Origin of the sequence: Streptomyces hoynatensis, assembly GCF_003626535.1 — a bacterium.
Classification (GTDB): domain Bacteria; phylum Actinomycetota; class Actinomycetes; order Streptomycetales; family Streptomycetaceae; genus Streptomyces; species Streptomyces hoynatensis.
The window spans coordinates 405,834-423,473 of the sequence record NZ_RBAL01000001.1; the positions used below are offsets into that span (position 1 = coordinate 405,834).

Annotated in this window: 17 protein-coding genes; 8 read left to right on the plus strand and 9 right to left on the minus strand. The window is 71.7% G+C overall.

Features of this window, described 5'->3' with window-relative positions; translation table 11 throughout:
* Positions 1-3: 3 nt before the first annotated feature.
* Together D7294_RS01800 and D7294_RS01805 are read right to left on the minus strand one after the other, a co-directional pair.
* Positions 4-606: a ClpP family protease gene (locus D7294_RS01800; RefSeq protein WP_120674640.1), complete on the minus strand. Its 603-nt coding sequence runs from the start codon at positions 604-606 to the stop codon at positions 4-6.
* 1 nt (position 607) lies between these two features.
* Positions 608-1,261 (minus strand): ATP-dependent Clp protease proteolytic subunit, encoded by a 654-nt coding sequence (locus D7294_RS01805; RefSeq protein ID WP_120674642.1) that lies wholly within the window; start codon positions 1,259-1,261, stop codon positions 608-610.
* A 289-nt stretch (positions 1,262-1,550) separates the two neighbouring features.
* On the opposite strand from D7294_RS01805, the gene D7294_RS01810 reads away from it, so the two are divergent.
* Positions 1,551-1,700, plus strand: a complete 150-nt coding sequence (locus D7294_RS01810; protein ID WP_147450754.1) for a lasso RiPP family leader peptide-containing protein — start codon at positions 1,551-1,553, stop codon at positions 1,698-1,700.
* A 368-nt stretch (positions 1,701-2,068) separates the two neighbouring features.
* Here the strand turns inward: D7294_RS01810 and D7294_RS32750 are convergent, their stop codons facing one another.
* Positions 2,069-2,272 carry an SDR family oxidoreductase gene (locus D7294_RS32750; protein WP_241562035.1) on the minus strand — a complete coding sequence of 68 codons (204 nt, stop codon included), beginning with the start codon at positions 2,270-2,272 and terminating at the stop codon, positions 2,069-2,071.
* Positions 2,273-2,476: 204 nt separating this feature from the next.
* On the opposite strand from D7294_RS32750, the gene D7294_RS01820 reads away from it, so the two are divergent.
* Both D7294_RS01820 and D7294_RS01825 read left to right on the plus strand, forming a co-directional pair.
* Positions 2,477-2,731 carry a type II toxin-antitoxin system Phd/YefM family antitoxin gene (locus D7294_RS01820; RefSeq protein ID WP_206619446.1) on the plus strand — a complete coding sequence of 85 codons (255 nt, stop codon included), beginning with the start codon at positions 2,477-2,479 and terminating at the stop codon, positions 2,729-2,731.
* A complete protein-coding gene (locus D7294_RS01825; protein WP_120674648.1) occupies positions 2,716-3,123 on the plus strand; it encodes a PIN domain-containing protein in 408 nt (135 codons plus the stop codon). The genes D7294_RS01820 and D7294_RS01825 overlap by 16 nt, the downstream gene beginning before the upstream one ends.
* 233 nt (positions 3,124-3,356) lie before the next feature.
* Here the strand turns inward: D7294_RS01825 and D7294_RS01830 are convergent, their stop codons facing one another.
* The 3 genes from D7294_RS01830 to D7294_RS01840 form a co-directional block, all read right to left on the minus strand.
* Positions 3,357-4,499 carry a YaaC family protein gene (locus D7294_RS01830; RefSeq protein ID WP_120674650.1) on the minus strand — a complete coding sequence of 381 codons (1,143 nt, stop codon included), beginning with the start codon at positions 4,497-4,499 and terminating at the stop codon, positions 3,357-3,359.
* A gap of 977 nt (positions 4,500-5,476) precedes the next feature.
* Positions 5,477-6,142 carry a peptide-methionine (S)-S-oxide reductase MsrA gene (gene msrA / locus D7294_RS01835; RefSeq protein WP_120674652.1) on the minus strand — a complete coding sequence of 222 codons (666 nt, stop codon included), beginning with the start codon at positions 6,140-6,142 and terminating at the stop codon, positions 5,477-5,479.
* A gap of 40 nt (positions 6,143-6,182) precedes the next feature.
* Complete coding sequence (locus tag D7294_RS01840; protein ID WP_120674654.1) at positions 6,183-7,331, minus strand: hypothetical protein; 1,149 nt, start codon at positions 7,329-7,331, stop codon at positions 6,183-6,185.
* A gap of 95 nt (positions 7,332-7,426) precedes the next feature.
* On the opposite strand from D7294_RS01840, the gene D7294_RS01845 reads away from it, so the two are divergent.
* A complete protein-coding gene (locus D7294_RS01845; RefSeq protein WP_120674656.1) occupies positions 7,427-8,581 on the plus strand; it encodes a cystathionine gamma-synthase in 1,155 nt (384 codons plus the stop codon).
* A gap of 126 nt (positions 8,582-8,707) precedes the next feature.
* On the opposite strand, the gene D7294_RS01850 is transcribed toward D7294_RS01845, so the two are convergent.
* Complete coding sequence (locus D7294_RS01850) at positions 8,708-9,202, minus strand: MarR family winged helix-turn-helix transcriptional regulator (RefSeq protein WP_120674658.1); 495 nt, start codon at positions 9,200-9,202, stop codon at positions 8,708-8,710.
* Positions 9,203-9,513: 311 nt separating this feature from the next.
* On the opposite strand from D7294_RS01850, the gene ilvA reads away from it, so the two are divergent.
* The 4 genes from ilvA to D7294_RS01870 all read left to right on the plus strand — a co-directional run bounded on the left by ilvA (position 9,514) and on the right by D7294_RS01870 (position 16,280).
* Positions 9,514-10,740: a threonine ammonia-lyase gene (gene ilvA / locus D7294_RS01855; RefSeq protein WP_120674660.1), complete on the plus strand. Its 1,227-nt coding sequence runs from the start codon at positions 9,514-9,516 to the stop codon at positions 10,738-10,740.
* 111 nt (positions 10,741-10,851) lie between these two features.
* Positions 10,852-11,880, plus strand: coding sequence for an ATP-binding cassette domain-containing protein (locus D7294_RS01860; protein WP_120674662.1), 1,029 nt, complete (start codon positions 10,852-10,854; stop codon positions 11,878-11,880).
* Positions 11,881-11,882: 2 nt separating this feature from the next.
* Positions 11,883-12,743, plus strand: coding sequence for an ABC transporter permease (locus D7294_RS01865; protein WP_479681723.1), 861 nt, complete (start codon positions 11,883-11,885; stop codon positions 12,741-12,743).
* A 228-nt stretch (positions 12,744-12,971) separates the two neighbouring features.
* Positions 12,972-16,280 (plus strand): tetratricopeptide repeat protein, encoded by a 3,309-nt coding sequence (locus D7294_RS01870; protein WP_120674666.1) that lies wholly within the window; start codon positions 12,972-12,974, stop codon positions 16,278-16,280.
* 206 nt (positions 16,281-16,486) lie between these two features.
* On the opposite strand, the gene D7294_RS01875 is transcribed toward D7294_RS01870, so the two are convergent.
* The gene (locus D7294_RS01875; RefSeq protein WP_241562036.1) at positions 16,487-16,762 is read right to left on the minus strand and encodes a hypothetical protein; all 276 of its coding nucleotides are present in this window, start codon (positions 16,760-16,762) and stop codon (positions 16,487-16,489) included.
* A gap of 4 nt (positions 16,763-16,766) precedes the next feature.
* Positions 16,767-17,639 (minus strand): mycothiol conjugate amidase Mca, encoded by an 873-nt coding sequence (mca, locus tag D7294_RS01880; protein ID WP_120674668.1) that lies wholly within the window; start codon positions 17,637-17,639, stop codon positions 16,767-16,769.
* Position 17,640 lies beyond the last annotated feature (1 nt).

Sequence of the window (17,640 nt, forward strand, 5' to 3'; positions counted from 1 at the left end):
CGTTCAGGACTCGGGGTTGCGCCGGCTGAGCACGTGGTCGGCCAGCCCGTAGGCCACCGCCTCCTGGGCCGTGAACACCTTGTCGCGGTCCATGTCGGCCCGCAGCTTCGCCACGTCGTGGTGGGTGTGCCGGGAGAGGACCTCCTCCACCTGGGCGCGAATCCGCAGCATCTCCTTGGCCTGCAGGGCGAGATCGGAGACTGTGCCCTGGCTGCCGCCGGTCGCGGGCTGGCCCAGCAGCACCCTGGCGTGTTCGAGCACCACCCGCCGCCCGGGGTCGCCGCCGGCCAGCAGCACCGCCGCGGTGGAGGCGGCCTGCCCCACGCAGTAGGTGGAGATCGGGGCGCCGATGAACGTCATCGTGTCGTAGATCGCCATCAGCGCCGTGTACGAGCCGCCGGGGGAGTTGATGTAGATCGAGATCTCGTTGTCCGGGCTCGCCGACTCCAGGTGGAGCAGCTGCGCGATGACGACGTTGGCGACGCCGTCGTCGATCTCCGTGCCCAGGAAGATGACGCGTTCCGCCAGCAGCTTGCTGTAGACGTCGTAGGCCCGCTCCCCGTGCGGCGTGCGGTCGATGACGGTCGGGATCGTGTACTGGCCCATCTCAGAAGCCCGCCTTCCGCTGCCCCACGGCCGGCCGCACATCCTCCAGCGAGGCGACGACGTGGTCCACCATTCCGTACTCCCTGGCCTGTTCCGCCGTGAACCACCGGTCGCGGTCGCCGTCCCTGGCGATCGTCTCCTCGCTCTGCCCGGTGTGCTCCGCGGTGATCCGCTCGATCGCCTTCTTGGTGAACTCCAGGTTCTCCGCCTGTATCGCGATGTCCGCGGTCGTTCCCCCGATCCCCGCCGAGGGCTGGTGCATCATGATCCGCGCGTTGGGCAGGGCGAAACGCTTGCCCGCGGCCCCGACGGTGAGCAGGAACTGCCCCATGCTGGCGGCGAAGCCCATGGCCAGCGTGGAGACGTCGTTGGGGATCAGCCGCATGGTGTCGTAGATGGCGAGGCCCGCGGTGACCGAGCCGCCCGGGCTGTTGATGTACAGGCTGATGTCGGTGCGCCTGTCCTCGGCCGACAGCAGGAGCAGTTGCGCGCAGACCCGGTTCGCCGAGACCTCGTCGACCTGGGTGCCGAGGAAGACGATCCGCTGCGTGAGCAACTGCGCGGCCAGGTGGTCGTCGAACGCGCTCGCGGACGTCTCTCCCTCGGCGGCGCGCGGTGCTCCGTCCGGCGCCCACCCGAAGATTCCCGATGGCATGAGCCCTCCTCGCTCGACCGGCGGGCTCCGCCGGTCCGATTGCCTCGCCGCGGCCAGGAACGCCGCGGCGCCTCCCAGCCTCCGGCGGGCGGGCGGCGAAGGGGAGGGAACTCGCCCGGGAGCGAATCAGCCGAGGGCAGAGCCCCCGGGATCGCCCGCCGGGGGCGCCGGTGCCGCCGGGTGGCGAACGGCGCACGTCACCCGCTGCGGGCGACCGGCCGCATGTCTTCCCGTACGGTGGGTAGTTGATCCTATGCCGAGCGTATGCGCCCGAGGGGAGGTAGCGACGATGCGTGAGGAAGTGCGTGCGGCCGAGCCCCGGGAGGTCTATGTCCCCCCGGTGCTCGCAGCGGCCGGGGGCTTCGCCGAGGAGACCCGGGGACACGACTACCAGGGCCTGGCCGAGGGCAACAACCTCTACTGGTGCGGGGCCTGTTGACGCCCCGCTGAGCCTTCCGCAGGCGCGGGCCGCCCGGCGGGGCCCCACCCCCGCCCGGCGGCCCGCGCGTGTGCCGTGTCACCGGGGAAGGCGCGGACGTGGAGAGGCGCCGCCCGCGTTCGGTGAAGGTGCCCGCGGAGGGCGTCCGCACCCGCGCCCGCGGCCCGGTCCGCTGGGCCGACGTCCGCGGCTCTCTGCCCGACCTCGCCCGAACCGCCGGTGGCGCACCGCGCATGCGGCCCGGCAAGGGGAAGGTGGCCCGCCCGGTGGTGCCGCTCCTCCTCGGCCCCGGCGAGACGGCTGAGAACACGCCCGCCTCCCGCGCGATTCATCGCCCGCGGCGGGATCCCGTCACCCGACGCTCCGGGTCAGGCGGTGAAGCCGCCGTCGATGGTGAGGCTGGCTCCGGTGATGTAGCCGGCCTCTGGGCCGGCCAGATAGGAGACCATTCCGGCGATCTCCTCCGGTGCCGCGATGCGGGACAGCGCGAGCCACTGGCGCATGGCGTCCGCGGCCGGGCTGTCGACAGGCATGCGGTCGTTGGCGGTGGGGCCGGGCTGGACGTTGTTCACGCCAGCCTGCGCCGAGACGAGCTCGACGCCTGCTTCCCCGGCCTCCTCGACGCGGTACTCGCCACCGCCCCGGAATGCATCGGCACACGCTGATGCATCCCCACCGGGCCCTGCTTCCTGGTCCGGATGCCCGCGGCATCGGGCTCCATCACTCCGCAGAAGCACTCAGGCTCCTCATCAGGTGGAATCAGATACTCTGATTCCATGAGGACGATGACGGCAACGGAGGTCGCTCGCAATTTCGCCTCGGTGCTCGACCGAGCCGAGCACGGAGAGACGATCGTGATCACCCGTGGTGGGCGACGGCTGGCGACGCTGTCTCCCGCGCCCGCGGGTAATGGTGCGGCGATCAAGGAGTTCCTGGCCGAGCACCCCGTGGACGAGGACTTCCCGGACGACGTTGCCGCCGCCCGGGAGAGCATCACCGATGAGATGAGCGGGGCGTGGCACGACGACTGATCCTGGACACCGGCATCCTCACCGGGGCCGATCGCGGTCATGCCAGGCTGGCAGGCGTGCTCGACGAGCACGATGACGTGACCATCGCGGCCGTGAGCCTCGCCGAGCTGCAACTCGGGGTGGAGCTGGCCGAGGGGCAACGCCGTGTGCGCAGGCAGGAGTTCGTCGACGGGGTGCGCGCCCTCATCCCGGTGGAGGACTACACGGACGACGTGGCGCTCGTGCACGCCCGGCTGCTGGCACACGTGCGCCGCGAGGGAAAGCCCCGGGGCGCCCACGACCTGATCATCGCCGCGACCGCCGCCGCCACGGCCAGGACGCTGCTGACCACGGACGGCAAGGCGTCGTTCGACGACCTCCCCGGCGTTCGCGCAGTTGTCGTGCACGCCTGAGATCCGCCACCGGACCGCCTCCACGCGGGCACCGGCGGCCGCTCACCCCTTGGCGGGACTCTGCTCGCTGTGGCGGCCTGTGGCGAGTGCCGCCTGCAGTCGTCCGAACGGGTGCGGGCAGGCGACTGCGGTGCTCATCCCTCGACGCGCGCCACGCCCACCGGACACGAAAGCCCCGTCCCGCCCAACCTACAGTAACCCGTTGTGTTGCGATCGATGTACTTCGTAGTTAGTTACTGCCGTCTTTTGGTTGAACGACTTGATTCCCGACCTTTGTTCGACTTGGGGGAGAGTTTATCTATGGCGGTTCGTGCCAGCTCGCCGAAAGTCTTATACTCCTTCCCCTCGTAATGTCTCATTTTGTTTAAACGGCTTTTCTGTCTCTCTTGGTCGCTTTGGGAGTATTCACTCATGGTTTCTAGGGCTAGAGCGGGGACGGCTTCGAGTGCTTCATGTAATAGTTGCTCGATGGGTATTGCCTCTTTGCTTACGTCGACGTTCACCGTGGCCGCCCATTTTTCAGGTTCGTAGCGTGCCAGCATGGAAAGCGCATACAATGCAGCCCACCATGCGAGGATTGGGTGCATTGGAAGAGAATTCCCCGTAAGTGCTGGAAAGGCAAACGAGCGCCCCCGGTACTTAGTCCCATGCAGTGCGACGAAACCCCCTCTGGCGTATTTACGTTGGGGATTGAGGTAGATCTGCCCGGTCAAACCTCTTCTTGGGGATGGCAGATAATTGTTTTCCTGAAGGCCCTTTAGAGGCCATACGGTTGGATAGTGCTTCAGGAAGTCTTCAAGTGGAGGGAGGTTTTTCGGAGTTCCACTCAAAATGTACACGCCTGGCGCACCACGTTCTCCCCAGTCCTCACGTGTACAGTCCGCTCCTTCTGATAGATCCAGAGCTGGATAGCGGCCGCCGCTTGGCAAAGGGTAACCGTTCATCTCGGGGATGGAGTCCCATATCTCGGCGAGCGGTACCGGGTTGGAAAGTGAAGGAGAATCGAGGAGTTGGGCGAGCTGAGTGAATGAACCCTTGCCTTGATCGCGAACTGCCAGTCGGCCAATATTACCTTGAACAGTAGGTTGGGATAACCCTGGTACTCGTACTCCGTGGCCGGAAAGTTGCCAGTCGGTAGGAGATTTATGCCGGTCGGGATGTGTTGCAACCGCGATTGCTCGACCTAGTTGAGAAAGGCCGTAAAATGCAAGCACGGGGCGGGTTTCGTGTCCAACTCCCTCCGCCGCTTTGAAGTATTGTTCCGACTGTTCCAATGAGGCGGAAAACAGTTCCCTTTTCCTTCTGTCCTGCCCGATAGGGGTGGGTGGATCGGAGCGTAAGGAACGCAGGGATCTCCACGTCTGCTGAATACTCATCACCTTCTCCTAATTCATCAGTCGTCCGTTGGCGCGCGGCTCGCGCGGTTGATATCCAAGCTCAGTGCTGCGAGGCGGAAGGCAAGTGAAGTGGCCACAGTTTGACCACCTTCGGCCACGTGCCGTCAGGGTGCTTAACCTGCATTTCGATGGAATCGGTAACCGTGAATCGGAGAATCCCGTCTGGCCTTCTGATGTTCATGCCCATTGTGACTCTTGCATCGGGCCCTGGATGAAGTGAGGAGAAGGCGTTTCCGGGAGTGGCCCAAAGGGCCCAAAGTGACAGCCGGTTTGGGATTTCGCCAGACTGCCGGATACCCCTCAGTAGACTTGGAACTGCTTTGACCTCGGGAAATACTCCCCTGGGTTTAGCCTTCGCTGTTAGCCCTACGTAGTGGACCCCGGGATGGTGGCACATCAGCACCGTCTTGATGAGCCATTGAGATAGCGGAGCTGAATCCTTCGGCGGTGCAGTGAAGAGCGTGAGGCCCTCAAAGAGCTTCGGAAGGTGTTCGGTAGCCGGCTTTTCGAATCTCTCATTCAGCCAACTGTTGCACGGAGTACAACTCGGCACCTGGATCAGGCGGAGGGGATTTTCTAGCCTTCTGACTTCATTTAAGCTAAAGCCGCGAGAAGTTGCGCCATGCATCGCGTAACTGCCGCCGAACGTACGATTGTTGGCGCTCTGTAGCTGCTTCAGCAGTTGCTTGGGCAGCGCGTGTTCACCAGTGGGACTTGCTGTTGGGGAAAGGCAGAGGGCGCAAGAATATTGCCGCTTGGACACGAGGTAGATGGTAGTCGCTTGTCGGTCAGGCGGCGATCCGCTTTTGATGCAAGCCAGGGTGTGCGCCGCCGCAGCCCGCTCGGTGGTTCTTATTAACGTCGGTCTCGACCGTAAGATCGCGATCTACAGTCGGGGCGCGTGCGTCACCCCCGGAGCCCATGGCGGCTCCCGGGGTGCTCGCTGTCGGGGAGGGTCAGCCGTCAGCCGGCGCCACACCCACCGGGCACGCGATCCCCGTGCCGCCGAGGCCGCAGTAGCCCGCCGGGTTCTTGTCGAGGTACTGCTGGTGGTAGTCCTCGGCCGGGTAGAAGGGGCGCTCGCCGGCGGGGAGGATCTCCGTGGTGATCGGGCCGTAGCCCGAGTCGGCGAGGACCTTCTGGTACGCCTCGCGGGAGGCGGTGGCCGCGGCCTGCTGGGCCGGGGAGTGGGTGTGGATCGCGGAGCGGTACTGGGTGCCCACGTCGTTGCCCTGGCGGAAGCCCTGGGTCGGGTCGTGGGACTCCCAGAAGACCTTCAGCAGGTCCTCGTAGGAGATCCTGGCCGGGTCGAAGACGACACGGACCGTCTCGGTGTGGCCGGTCAGGCCGCTGCAGACCTCTTCGTAGGTCGGGTTCGGCGTGATGCCGCCCTGGTAGCCGACCAGGGTCGTCCAGACCCCGGGCGTCTGCCAGAAGCGCCGCTCCGCGCCCCAGAAGCAGCCGAGCGCGAAGTCCGCCACCTCAAGGCCCTCCGGGTAGGGGCCGGCGAGCGGGTTGCCGAGGACGGTGTGGCGCGCCGGGACGTCGAACGCCGGCTCGGCCCGGCCGGGGAGGGCTTCCTTGGGGGTGGGGAGGTGGGTCTTGTAGTGCGGGTACAGCATGGTGGTCTCAAACCCCTCGGATCGTGCCTCGGATGCGTTCCTATTGTCCGGCAATCGCCATGGCCCGGTACTCGGCGTACGCCCCGGCCGGATTTTCGCCGTCCACCCACGGGATCGCCCCTACATAACCATCGACGACGCGCACCTGTTCCGCCGCCTCCGGGTACCGCTGTGCGCGCACCAGGAAACACAGCAGCAGGTGGCGCACGTGCGGCTCCACAGGGTGACCGTTACGGGCGGTGTTGACCGCGTACTGGGCGGCCTCGATCGCGTCCGACACCACCGCGCCGGTGTACACGCCGGGGGAGAGGGTGATCTCGGGCAGGTGCTCGTAGACGGAGAACAGCGGCAGGGCGGGGAGCAGGCTGCCCTCGGGCGCGGTGGCGGCCGCCGCGGTGGCGAAGGCGTCGGCCTCGGCGCGGGAGCCGTGCCACTTCTCCGACCAGTAGGCGAGGGCCGCGAGGTGGGCGCCCATGTGCTGCGGGTCACGCTCGCGGACCTTGCCCCACAGCGCCTCGAACTCGGCCCGCGGGTAGCCCAGGCCGCGGGCGATGATCAGCTCGGTGATGAACGGCACCGGGTCGCGGGGGGCCAGTCCTGTGGCCTCGCCGCACACGGTCCTGGCCTCCTCCAGGATGATCCGGTGCTCGGCGGAGCCCGGGTCCGCCATCGCCTGCCAGACCAGGAACTGCGCGTACACCTGGGCGCCGCCCGCGTCCTTGGGCTCCTCCGTGCGCCAGCGGCGCAGCCAGCCGGCGTCGGTGCCGGTGCGGGTCGCGCGGTGGCGGGCCAGCTCCATCGCGGCGGCGCCCGCCAGCGACTGGACGCGCTGCCAGCGCAGCTCGGCGTCGTCGGTCAGGGCGAGCAACTGGCCCGCGGGACGCCAGTTCTGGTCGCGTTGCGCCTCGGTGAGCGCCGCGACGAGCTGCGGGTCGGGGCCGGGCAGCCGCACGTCGAGCTGGTCCACCGGCACCAGGCCCGTGGAGGCCGCGGCCAGGGCCTCGGGGCCCATGCCGAACGGGCCGGGACCCCCGTCCTTGCCCAGGGCCACGGGGCCGGGGCCGGTCTGCGCCTCGGCCGCCGCGGCGGCGCGTTCGAACTCCTGCCGTTCCCTGTGCCGCCTGAGCATCGGCATCACCAGCACGCCGAAGATGGCGACGAGCGCGAACAACAGCAGCAGGGCATCCATGGCGGTGCGCCCTCCCCCTACATAGGTCGGTGCCGAGACGGTCGGCAGGGCCCGTTGGTGCGGTACTCCCACCGTACGGCCACTACCGTGTAGCCATGAACGAGCAGCACAGCGCGCACCGTTTCGAGACGGTGGCCATCCACGCCGGGCAGGAGCCCGACGCGGCCACCGGCGCCGTGGTCCCGCCCATCCACCAGGTGTCCACCTACAAGCAGGACGGCGTCGGCGGCCTGCGCGGGGGATACGAGTACAGCAGGTCGGGCAATCCCACCCGCGCCGCCCTGGAGGAGAACCTCGCGGCCCTGGAAGGCGGCAGGCGCGGGCTCGCCTTCGCCTCGGGTCTCGCCGCTGAGGACTGTCTGCTGCGCACCGTCCTGTCCCCGGGCGACCACCTGGTGATCCCGGACGACGCCTATGGCGGCACCTTCCGGCTGGTGTCCAGGGTGGCGGAGCGCTGGGGGGTGGCCTGGTCGGTGGCCAACACCTCCGACCCGGACTCGGTCAGGGCCGCGCTGCGCCCCGAGACGAGGCTGGTGTGGGTGGAGACGCCGTCCAACCCGCTGCTCGGCATCACCGACATCGCGCTGGTCGCCGGGCTCGCCCGCGCGGCCGGGGCCAGGCTGGTGGTGGACAACACCTTCGCCAGCCCCTACCTGCAGCAGCCGCTGGCGCTCGGCGCCGACGTCGTGGTCCACTCCACGACCAAGTACCTCGGCGGGCACTCGGACGTGGTCGGCGGGGCGCTGGTGACCTCGGACGAGGAACTGGCGCGGGAGCTGGCGTTCCACCAGAACGCCATGGGCGCCATCGCGGGGCCCTTCGACTCCTGGCTGGTGCTGCGCGGCATCAAGACCCTGGCGGTGCGGATGGACCGGCACAGCGCGAACGCGGCGCGGATCGCCGAGGCGCTCCAGGCCCACCCGCGGGTGACGCACGTCTGCTACCCGGGCCTGGCCTCGCACCCGGGGCACGAGACGGCCGCCAAGCAGATGCGGGACTTCGGCGGCATGGTGTCCTTCCGGGTCGCGGGCGGCGAGGCGGCGGCCGTCGAGGTGTGCAACCGGGCCGAGCTGTTCACGCTCGGCGAGTCGCTGGGCGGCGTGGAGTCGCTGATCGAGCACCCGGGGCGGATGACGCACGCCTCGGCGGCGGGCTCGGCGCTTGAGGTGCCGGACGACCTGGTGCGGCTCTCGGTCGGCATCGAGTCCGTGGACGACCTGCTCGCCGACCTGACGCGGGCGCTGGGCTGAGGCCGGGCCGGGCGCCCGGGCCGGGTGGGGCGCCTTTGCCGGGTGGGGCGCCCTTTCCGGGCCGGGCGCCGGCCGAGCCTGGCCCGGGCCCCTGCGCGCCCCGGCGTGCGGGAGCACGGCGGGGGCTCAGCCGCTCGCCAGGCGCGAGACGGCCGAGTTGAAGCGCAGGAGGAGCTCGCTGAAGAGGGCGCGCTCCTCCGGGGTCCAGTCCTCCGTGAGCAGGGCCATCAGCCGCCGCCGCGAATCGCGCACCTCGGCCAGGCGCTCCCGGCCGGGACCCGAAAGCCGCAGCACCACCGCGCGGCCGTCGTCCGGATCGGCGCTCCTGGTCACGAGCCCGGAGTCCACCAGCGGCGCCACCTGCCTGGTCACCGTGGAGGAGTCGATGCCCATCGCGGTCGCCAGCGCCTTCACGCCCGTCGGGCCGTCCTGGTCCAGCCTGCTGAGCAGCAGGTACGCGGCCCGGTCCATGGCGCCGCGGTCGGCGCCGAGCGTGGCGAGCCTGGTCTGCTCCGCGCGCCGCGCGAAGACCGCCACCTGGTGCTGGAGCGTGTCGAGCAGCCGGCTCTCCCCGGTCTGGGAAGGCGGCGCGGGGGCGGGGGCGGTGGGTTCCGGTGTCATGGTCGAGTCTGCGTCCGAAGGTAGTCCGAGGATTGACGGGCTTGTGGGGGCGGAGAGTTCGAGCGGCTGCGAGGGACTGCGGGGCCTTGCGAGGGGGTGGGTCCTGGGCCGCGCGCGGCCTGCCGTGGGCCTGCGGCTCCCGGCCGGACCCGGGCCGGCCGCGGGCCGTGGCGGAGCGCGTTTCCCGGCGCGCCCCGGTGCGAGGCCGCTTCCGTGAATGCGCCTCAGCGTACGCTGCCCCGCCCCGGGGCGGGGCGGGCAGGGGTGAACCCGTCCGAAACCGGCGGCGGCGCGCCTGTCAGACTGGCGACATGCCTGAAGACCAGCGGCAGCGTCCCCTGCTCGAGGACGTGCAGGCCGCGCGGAAGACCCTGGAGGGGATCTCTCGCGTCACGGCGCTCGAGGGCAGCCGCTACCTGAGCCGCCTGGTCGGCGCGCCCGTGCACCTCAAGTGCGAGAACCTCCAGCGCACCGGCTCGTTCAAGCTGCGCGGGGCGTACACCAGGATCGCGGGCCTGGGCGAGGAGGAACGCGCCCGCGGCGTCGTGGCGGCGAGCGCGGGCAATCACGCGCAGGGCGTCGCCCTCGCCGCCTCCCTGCTCGGCGTGGCCTCCACGGTGTTCATGCCCGTCGGCGCCCCGCTGCCGAAGATCGCGGCGACCCGCGAGTACGGCGCCAGGGTGCTGCTTTCCGGGCAGGTGGTCGACGAGACCCTGGCCGCGGCCCAGGAGTACGCCGAGCGGACCGGGGCCGTCTTCATCCATCCCTTCGACCACCCCGACGTGGTGGCCGGGCAGGGCACGGTCGGGCTGGAGATCGTCGAGCAGTGCCCCGAGGTCGGCACCGTGGTGGTCGGCATGGGCGGCGGCGGGCTCGCGGCCGGGGTGGCGGTCGCGGTCAAGGCGCTGCGCCCGTCGGCCAGGGTCGTCGGGGTGCAGGCCGCCGGCTCCGCCGCCTACCCGCCCTCGCTGGCGGCCGGGCGCCCGGTGAGCCTGGAGGGGGTGGCCACGATGGCCGACGGGATGAAGGTGGGGCGGCCGGGCGACGTGCCCTTCCGGATCGTCGCCGACTTGGTGGACGAGGTCCGCACGGTGTCCGAGGACGCGCTCTCCGCGGCGCTGGTGCACTGCCTGGAGCGGGCCAAGATGGTCGTCGAGCCGGCCGGCGCCGCCCCGGTGGCCGCGCTGCTCGACCGGCCGGGGGCGTTCGGCGGCAACGGGCCGGTGGTGGCCGTGCTCTCCGGCGGGAACGTCGACCCGCTGGTGCTGGAGCGGACGCTGCGGCACGGCATGGCCGCGGCCGGGCGGTATCTGTCGCTGCGGCTCACCGTGCCCGACCGGCCGGGCGCCCTGGCCGCGCTCCTGAAGAAATTGTCAGAGGCGGACGCTAACGTCCTGGCGGTCAACCACGTCAGGACGGACCCCCGGCTCGGCGTGGGCGAGGCGGAGGTGGAGCTGCAGCTGGAGACCCAGGGCCCGAAGCACTGCGCCGAGCTGTCGAGGACGCTCGGGGCGGCGGGATACCGGATCGTCGGCTGAAGCACGCGCCGGAAAAGGGCTATCGCGATACATCGCGTCAGCCCTACACTGGCGGCTCCGCCCTTCGCGGACCAGCCTTGTAATCTGCCGACCCCACTTTGGGAGAACACCATGCCAGGCGCCATCTACGCCGAGGGTCTGGTCAAGACCTTCGGCGATGTCAGGGCACTGGACGGCGTCGACTTCGACGTTCCCGAGGGCTCTGTCCTCGGGCTGCTCGGGCCCAACGGCGCGGGCAAGACCACAGCCGTGCGGGTGCTGACCACCCTCATAGAGCCCGACAGCGGGCGCGCCGAGGTCGCCGGCCTCGACGTCGTGAAACACCCGAACGAGGTGCGCCGCTCCATCGGCCTCTCCGGCCAGTTCGCCGCCGTGGACGAGTACCTGACGGGCCGCGAAAACCTCCAGATGGTCGGGCAGCTCTACCAGCTCTCCGGGCGGGACGCCAAGCGCCGCGCGGCCGAGCTGCTGGAGCGGTTCAACCTCCAGGACGCCGCCGACCGCACCGCCAAGACCTACTCGGGAGGCATGCGCCGTCGCCTCGACCTCGCCGCCGCCCTGGTGGTCAGCCCGCCCGTGATGTTCATGGACGAGCCCACCACGGGTCTCGACCCGCGCAACAGGCAGGCGCTGTGGGAGGTCATCGAGGAGCTGGTCGCCGGCGGCACCACCCTGCTGCTGACCACGCAGTACCTGGAGGAAGCCGACCACCTCGCCGACACCATCGCCGTCGTCGACCACGGGCGGGTCATCGCGCGCGGCACCTCCGACCAGCTGAAGGACCAGACCGGCGGCGACGTCGTCGAGCTGGTGGTGCACGAACGCGAGCACATCCCGCTCGCCGAGGAGGTGCTGCGCCGCCTCGGCGACGGGGACACCAGCCTGGTCGAGCACACCCGCAAGCTGAGCGTCCCGGCCGCGGGCGGCGCCAAGCTGCTCGCCGAGGTCATCCGCGAACTCGACGCCAGGGGCGTGGAGATCGACGACATCGGGCTGCGCCGCCCCACCCTCGACGACGTCTTCCTCTCCCTCACCGGGCACACCGCCGAGGACGAGGCGGCGGGGACGGCCGGGGAAGAGGACGGCCAGGCAGGCACGAAGGCCGCCGGGAAGCGGGCGGCCACCGAGGGGGACAAGTGAGCATCACCGCCGACAAGCCCGCCCCGGCGCGGAGTCCGCGGCCGGAGCGGATCACCTTCGCCCAGGGCATGCGCGACTCCCTGGTCGTCGCCAAGCGCAACCTCCTGCGGATGCTGCGCATCCCCGAGGTCGTCATCTTCGGCCTCGTGCAGCCCATCATGTTCGTGGTGCTGTTCTCCTACGTCTTCGGCGGCTCCATCAACATCCCGGGCGCGGGCCTCGACCCGGACGCCTACCGGGAGTTCCTGATGGGCGGCATCTTCGCGCAGACCGTCACCTTCGCCACGGCGGGCGCGAGCGCGGGCATCGCCGAGGACATGCAGAAGGGCATCATCGACCGGTTCCGCTCGCTGCCGATGGCGCGCGGCGCGGTCCTCACCGGCCGCACCTTCGCCGACCTGACGCAGACCGCGGTCATCCTGCTCGTCCTCGCCGTCGTCGCCGTCCCGGTCGGCTGGCGGGTGCACAACGGGCTGGGGAACATGCTGGCCGGATTCGGCCTGCTGCTCCTGCTCGGCTACGCCTTCACCTGGATCGGCGCCCTGATCGGCCTCTCGGTCCGCTCGCCCGAGGCGGCCACCTCCGGCGGCCTGGTGTGGCTGTTCCCGCTGACGTTCATCTCGGTGGCCTTCGTCCCCTCGGAGAACATGCCGGGCTGGCTGGCCCCGATCGCGGAGTGGAACCCGTTCAGCGCCACGGTGCTCGGCGTGCGCGACCTGTTCGGCAACCTGCCCGAGGGCTACGAGGCCCCCGACGCCTGGCCGATGCAGCACCCGCAGCTGGCCTCGGCGCTGTTCTCGGTGGTCATCATCGCGATCTTCCGCACCTTCGCCGTCAGGAAGTACAAGCGCGCCACCGGCTGAGCGGCGCGCATCCCCCCGGCCCCGGGCGCCCGTGCGCGGCGCCCGGGGCCCTCGCCCGCCCGCCGCCGGCCTCGCCGCCCGCCCGCGGCCCGGCGCGGCCCCGGTCCGCACCCCGGTCCCTGGCGTTCCGCCCGAACATGCGGCAGGGTGCAACGCCACGGCACACAACGGCGTGTTGACCACAGGGCCGGGCATGCGCCCGGACGAGGACGGGAGGGGGAATGCGCCATGGCCGGAATCGAGCAGGAGCTGAGCCGGCGGCACCTGGCGGAGGTCGACGCGCTCGTGGTGCGCGCCGTGGAGGAGGAGGCACGGAACTCCGAGGGCAGGATCGACGCGGAGGCGCTGCTGCGCCGGGCCCGCGGCGCCCTGGAGGAGATCACCCGCCCGGCGCGTGAGGAGTACGAGGCGCTGCTGCGCGCCGAGGCCGAGAGCGCCCCGGCCCGGCTGGCCGACCGCTTCGGCCCCGGCCCCCTCGCCTCGCTCGCCGGCGCGGCGCTGGGCGCCGCCCTCGCCGCCCTGCTGCTCGTCGGCGGCCTCGACGGCTCGGTGACCACCGCCTTCGGCGACGCCCTCCTCGTCGCGGGCGCGGCCGTGCTCGGCTTCGCCGTCCAGGCGGTCCTCGCGCACCTGTGGACCGCGGAGCGGCACGCCGGGAGCCGCGCCCAGCCGGGCGGCGTCGAGCAGCTGCGCCTGGCCTGGCGCAACGCCGTCGAGGTCCGCGGACTTCGCCCCTACCTGGCGCAGCAACGCGCCGTCGCCCCGCGCCGCGAGCCGCTCGGCGACGGCGGGGCGGAGACCCGCCGCCCGCCGCAGCAGCTGCAGCGGCGCACCCGGGACCGCAGCGGCGCCGCCCGCACCCGCGCGGTGCTCGCCCGTTCCTTCGACCGGCTGCCGGACGCCGGCCACCCCTTCATCGGCCGCCGCAGCCAGCTGTCCCAGATCACCCAGTGGGTCAACCGCGACCGGGCAGGCACCGACCCGCGGCCCACCGTGGTGGTGCTGCACGGCCCCTCGGGCTCCGGGCGCACCATGCTCGCCCGCTGGGCCGCCCACGAGGTGCGCGCCCTCTTCCGCGGGGCCTGCCTGGTCGACCTGCGCGGCCAGAGCGAGGACCCGCTGCGCACCCGGGAGGCGATCCTGCACCTGATGAACCGGCTCGGCGCCCCCCGCGAGCAGCTCCTCTTCCGCGAGGGCACCGGCGAGGCCGCGGGCCGCGGAGAGGCCGGCTCGCCCCGGCTGCGCCGCCTCGTCGAGCGCTACCACCAGCACCTCACCGGCCTGCCCGTGGTGATCATCCTGGACGACGCCACCGACGCCGAGCAGGTCCGCACCCTGGTCCCCGAGCGCTCCGACTCGCTGGTCCTGGTCACCGCGGCCGGGCCCCTGGCGCTGGGCGAGGACCTGGCGGCCTCCGTCCACCACATGGAGCTCGGCCCGCTCGACGGGGCCGCGGCCGAGGAACTGCTGCGCGCCTCCGTCACCGAGGGCGTGCCCGAGGGCCCCTACGACGCCCAGGGCTGGCAGCGGCTGACCGAGCTGTGCGACGGCCGCCCGCTGCTGCTGCGCATGGTGGGCGCGGCCCTCGACCGGCGCTCGCCCGCCGAGCTGGCCGAGGCCCTGGCCGCGCACGGCGCCCCCGGCACCGACCCCGCCGAGCGCGCCCTGCGGATGCGCTACGCCGAGCAGCCGGAGGAGGCCAGGCGCCTGCTGCGTCGCCTGGCGCTGGTCGGCCGGGCCAGCCTCGGCGCCCGGGCCGCCGCCGCGCTCCTGGACGTCCGCGAGCAGGAAGGGGCCCGCAGGCTGGACGAGTTGACCGCGGCCGGCCTGCTGCGCCACGTCCGTGGCAGCCGCTACCGGCTGCACGACCTCGTGCGCCGCTTCGCCCGCGCCAGGCTGTTCGACGAGGAGACCGACGAGGAGCGCTCGGCCGCCCAGGAGCGGCTGATCCGCAGCTACGCCGAGCTGGCCGACACGGTCATCCGGCTGGTCGACGGCAAGACCTCCACCCGGGCCGACGTGCTGCCCGCCGCCGCGGGCGGCCACGGCTTCCCCTCCCTCGACGCGGCCCTGCGCTGGCTCGACGACGAGACCAGCTTCATCACCGCGACCCTCAGGCACGCCGACGAGCGCGTGGACCGGGAGGCCGTCGAGCATCTGCTCGGCGCCCTGTGCGACTACTGCCTGCTGCGCGGCGACCTCTACCGCCTCGGCGAGCTCAACGAGCTGACCCAGGCCGTCAACCAGGGCCTGCTGTCCCGCTCCGTCCAGTGGCGCACCGGCGTCGCGGCCCGCCAGCTCGGCGAGCTGGACAAGGCGCGTTCCACCCTGACCTCGGTGGTCAGCCTGTACCAGCAGGCGCACCACGAGGCGGGCACCGCCCGGGCGCTGCGCGACCTGGGCATCACGCTCCAGCACCAGGGCCGGCTGCGCGAGGCGGGGGACAGGCTCCGGGAGGCCCTGGCCCTCCAGGAGGCCGCCGGGCTGGCCGGCGACCGGGCCTGGACCCTGCACGCGCTCGCCGCGGTGGAGCGCGAGTGCGGCCGGATCGTCGGCGCCCGCACGATGCTGGAGGAGGCGCTGCACCTGCACCAGGGCAGCGGCAGCGTGCACGGGGAGGCCTGGACCAGGTTCCAGCTGGGCCAGACCCTGCTGCGCGGGGGCGACATCCAGGCGGCCGAGCGGGAGATCCGCCTGTCCCTCGACCTGTACGACCGCTCGCGGGACGTGCGCGGCGTCGCCTGGGCCCAGACCGAGCTGGGCCTGGCCCGGGTCTACGCGGGCGACCCGACGGCGGCCGGGGAGCAGCTGCGCGCCGCGCTGGCCAGCCACCGCGAGACGGAGGACGCCCGCGGCGAGGCGTGGACCCTGTACAACCTGGGCCAGGCCCTGGAGGAGGCGGGGGAGGCGGCCGGGGCCGTGCGTTCCCTGGAGCGGGCGCGCACCATGTTCAGCCGGATGCGGGACCTGTACGGCCTGGCCTGTGCGCGCCACCACTCGGCCCGGGTGACCCGCGACATGCGGGCCGAGAGCACCGGTTCGCTGCGCAACAGCGGCTTCGCCCGGCAATTGCTCACCGACGCCCGCCGCGACTTCGGCCGTGCCGGGGCCCGCTACGGGGAGGCGTGGTCCTGCGTGGAGCTCGCGGTCATCGAGGCCGGCAACGAACGCCTCGGCCAGGCCCTTGAACTGGCCGACGAGGGACTGCGGTTGTTCACCGAGGGCTACGGCGAGGGCCGCCCCGACCTGCGCGGCGCGGACTGGGCGCAGTTCCTGCGGATCACGCTGCTGCCGCTGGCCTCCCCCGGGGGCAGCGAGGTGGGCGAGGCGGTCGCCCAGGAGGAGCTGGCCCGGCTGCTGGCCGCCGGCCACGCGCAGCGCGACCCGCACCTGGCGGAGGCGGCCGCCGGCTACCAGCTGATGCTGGAGCGGGGCCAGGGCCCGGAGGCCGGCTGGACCGCCTGGCGCCTTGGCATGGTGCCGCGCCGCGGCGCCAGGGACGTCTTCGGCGTGCGGGGCGCGCCCGCCCTCGCCTGAGAGCGCGGGCGGCGGGCGGCCGGGCGGCCGGGAAAAATCCGCCGGGGCCGGTCGGGCGACCGGCCCCGGCGGCCTCGATCACGGGCGGGGGCCGCAGCGGCTCCCCGGCGTGACACGGGTGACGCAGGTGACAGAGGTGACACGGGTAACAGAGGTGACACGCGTGGCGCGGGCGGTACGGCGGCCCGGTGCGCCCGGCGTGCCGCTCAGGAACGGGACGGCGCCCGGTCCTCGCTGCTGCCGCGCCCCTGCCGCGGCGCCGTCGCGCCGCCGGGGGCCGGCGAGCCCTCCGCCTGCCGCGGGCCCGCGCCCGCCTCGTCGGGCAGGGAGATCCGGCCGAGGTGTTTGCTCATGGACTTCAACAGAATCCAGACGCCGACGCCGAGGACCGCGAACACGATGAAGCCCAGCACGCCAGGCGTGACCGTGTATTCGTTCAGGTCACTGGCGGCCTGGGGCAGCCACTCGCTCATTTCGTCCATGTCGTCAATTCTGGCGGATGCCGGCGAAGAGGTCCGACTCGGGTAGCGAGGTGTCCACGTGGGAGCGCGCCAGCTCGTAGTCCTCCGTCGGCCACACCTCCTGCTGCACCTCCATCGGCACCCGGAACCAGCCGCCGTCGGGGTCGATCTGGGTGGCGTGCGCGATCAGCGCCTTGTCGCGCACCGGGAAGAACTCGGCGCAGGGCACCCGGGTGGTCAGCGTCCGCTCCGGCATGCCGCTGCCCTCCCAGCGCTTGAGCCACTCCCCGTAGGGGGACTCCAGGCCGCGGGCCAGCATCGCCTCGTGCAGCGCCTGGGTCCTCGGCCGGTTGAAGCCCTGCTGGTAGTAGAGCTTGAGCGGCTGCCACGGCTCGCCCGTCCCCGGGTAGCGCGCGGCGTCGCCCGCGGCCTCGAAGGCCACCATCGAGACCTTGTGGGTCATGATGTGGTCCGGGTGCGGGTAGCCGCCGTTCTCGTCGTAGGTGAGGATCACGTGCGGGCGGAAGGACCGGATGAGCCGCACCAGCGGCTCGGCCGCCTCCTTCGGGTCGACCAGGCCGAAGCAGCCCTCGGGCAGCGGCGGCAGCGGGTCGCCCTCCGGCAGCCCCGAGTCGACGAACCCGAGCCACTCCTGCCGGACGCCGAGGATCTCGCGCGCCTCCGCCATCTCCTTGGCCCGCACCTCGTGGATGTGCTCCTCCAGGTAAGGGTCGCCCTGGAGCTTGGGGTTGAGGATCGAGCCCCGCTCACCGCCGGTGCAGGTCGCCACGAGGACGTCCACGCCCTCGGCCACGTATTTGGCCATGGTCGCGGCGCCCTTGCTCGACTCGTCGTCGGGGTGGGCGTGCACGGCCATCAGCCGCAGCTGGTCACTCAAG

Bases quoted from the DNA above. Each gene is read 5' to 3' on its own strand.
- D7294_RS01850 (WP_120674658.1), bottom strand. From the start codon at position 9,202: ATGACACCGGAACCCACCGCCCCCGCCCCCGCGCCGCCTTCCCAGACC.
- D7294_RS01875 (WP_241562036.1), bottom strand. From the start codon at position 16,762: ATGGACGAAATGAGCGAGTGGCTGCCCCAGGCCGCCAGTGACCTGAAC.
- D7294_RS01800 (WP_120674640.1), bottom strand. From the start codon at position 606: ATGGGCCAGTACACGATCCCGACCGTCATCGACCGCACGCCGCACGGG.
- msrA (WP_120674652.1), bottom strand. From the start codon at position 6,142: ATGCTGTACCCGCACTACAAGACCCACCTCCCCACCCCCAAGGAAGCC.
- D7294_RS01845 (WP_120674656.1), top strand. From the start codon at position 7,427: ATGAACGAGCAGCACAGCGCGCACCGTTTCGAGACGGTGGCCATCCAC.
- D7294_RS01860 (WP_120674662.1), top strand. From the start codon at position 10,852: ATGCCAGGCGCCATCTACGCCGAGGGTCTGGTCAAGACCTTCGGCGAT.
- D7294_RS01820 (WP_206619446.1), top strand. From the start codon at position 2,477: ATGAGGACGATGACGGCAACGGAGGTCGCTCGCAATTTCGCCTCGGTG.
- D7294_RS01810 (WP_147450754.1), top strand. From the start codon at position 1,551: ATGCGTGAGGAAGTGCGTGCGGCCGAGCCCCGGGAGGTCTATGTCCCC.
- D7294_RS01830 (WP_120674650.1), bottom strand. From the start codon at position 4,499: ATGAGTATTCAGCAGACGTGGAGATCCCTGCGTTCCTTACGCTCCGAT.
- D7294_RS01805 (WP_120674642.1), bottom strand. From the start codon at position 1,261: ATGCCATCGGGAATCTTCGGGTGGGCGCCGGACGGAGCACCGCGCGCC.
- ilvA (WP_120674660.1), top strand. From the start codon at position 9,514: ATGCCTGAAGACCAGCGGCAGCGTCCCCTGCTCGAGGACGTGCAGGCC.
- D7294_RS01870 (WP_120674666.1), top strand. From the start codon at position 12,972: ATGGCCGGAATCGAGCAGGAGCTGAGCCGGCGGCACCTGGCGGAGGTC.
- D7294_RS01840 (WP_120674654.1), bottom strand. From the start codon at position 7,331: ATGGATGCCCTGCTGCTGTTGTTCGCGCTCGTCGCCATCTTCGGCGTG.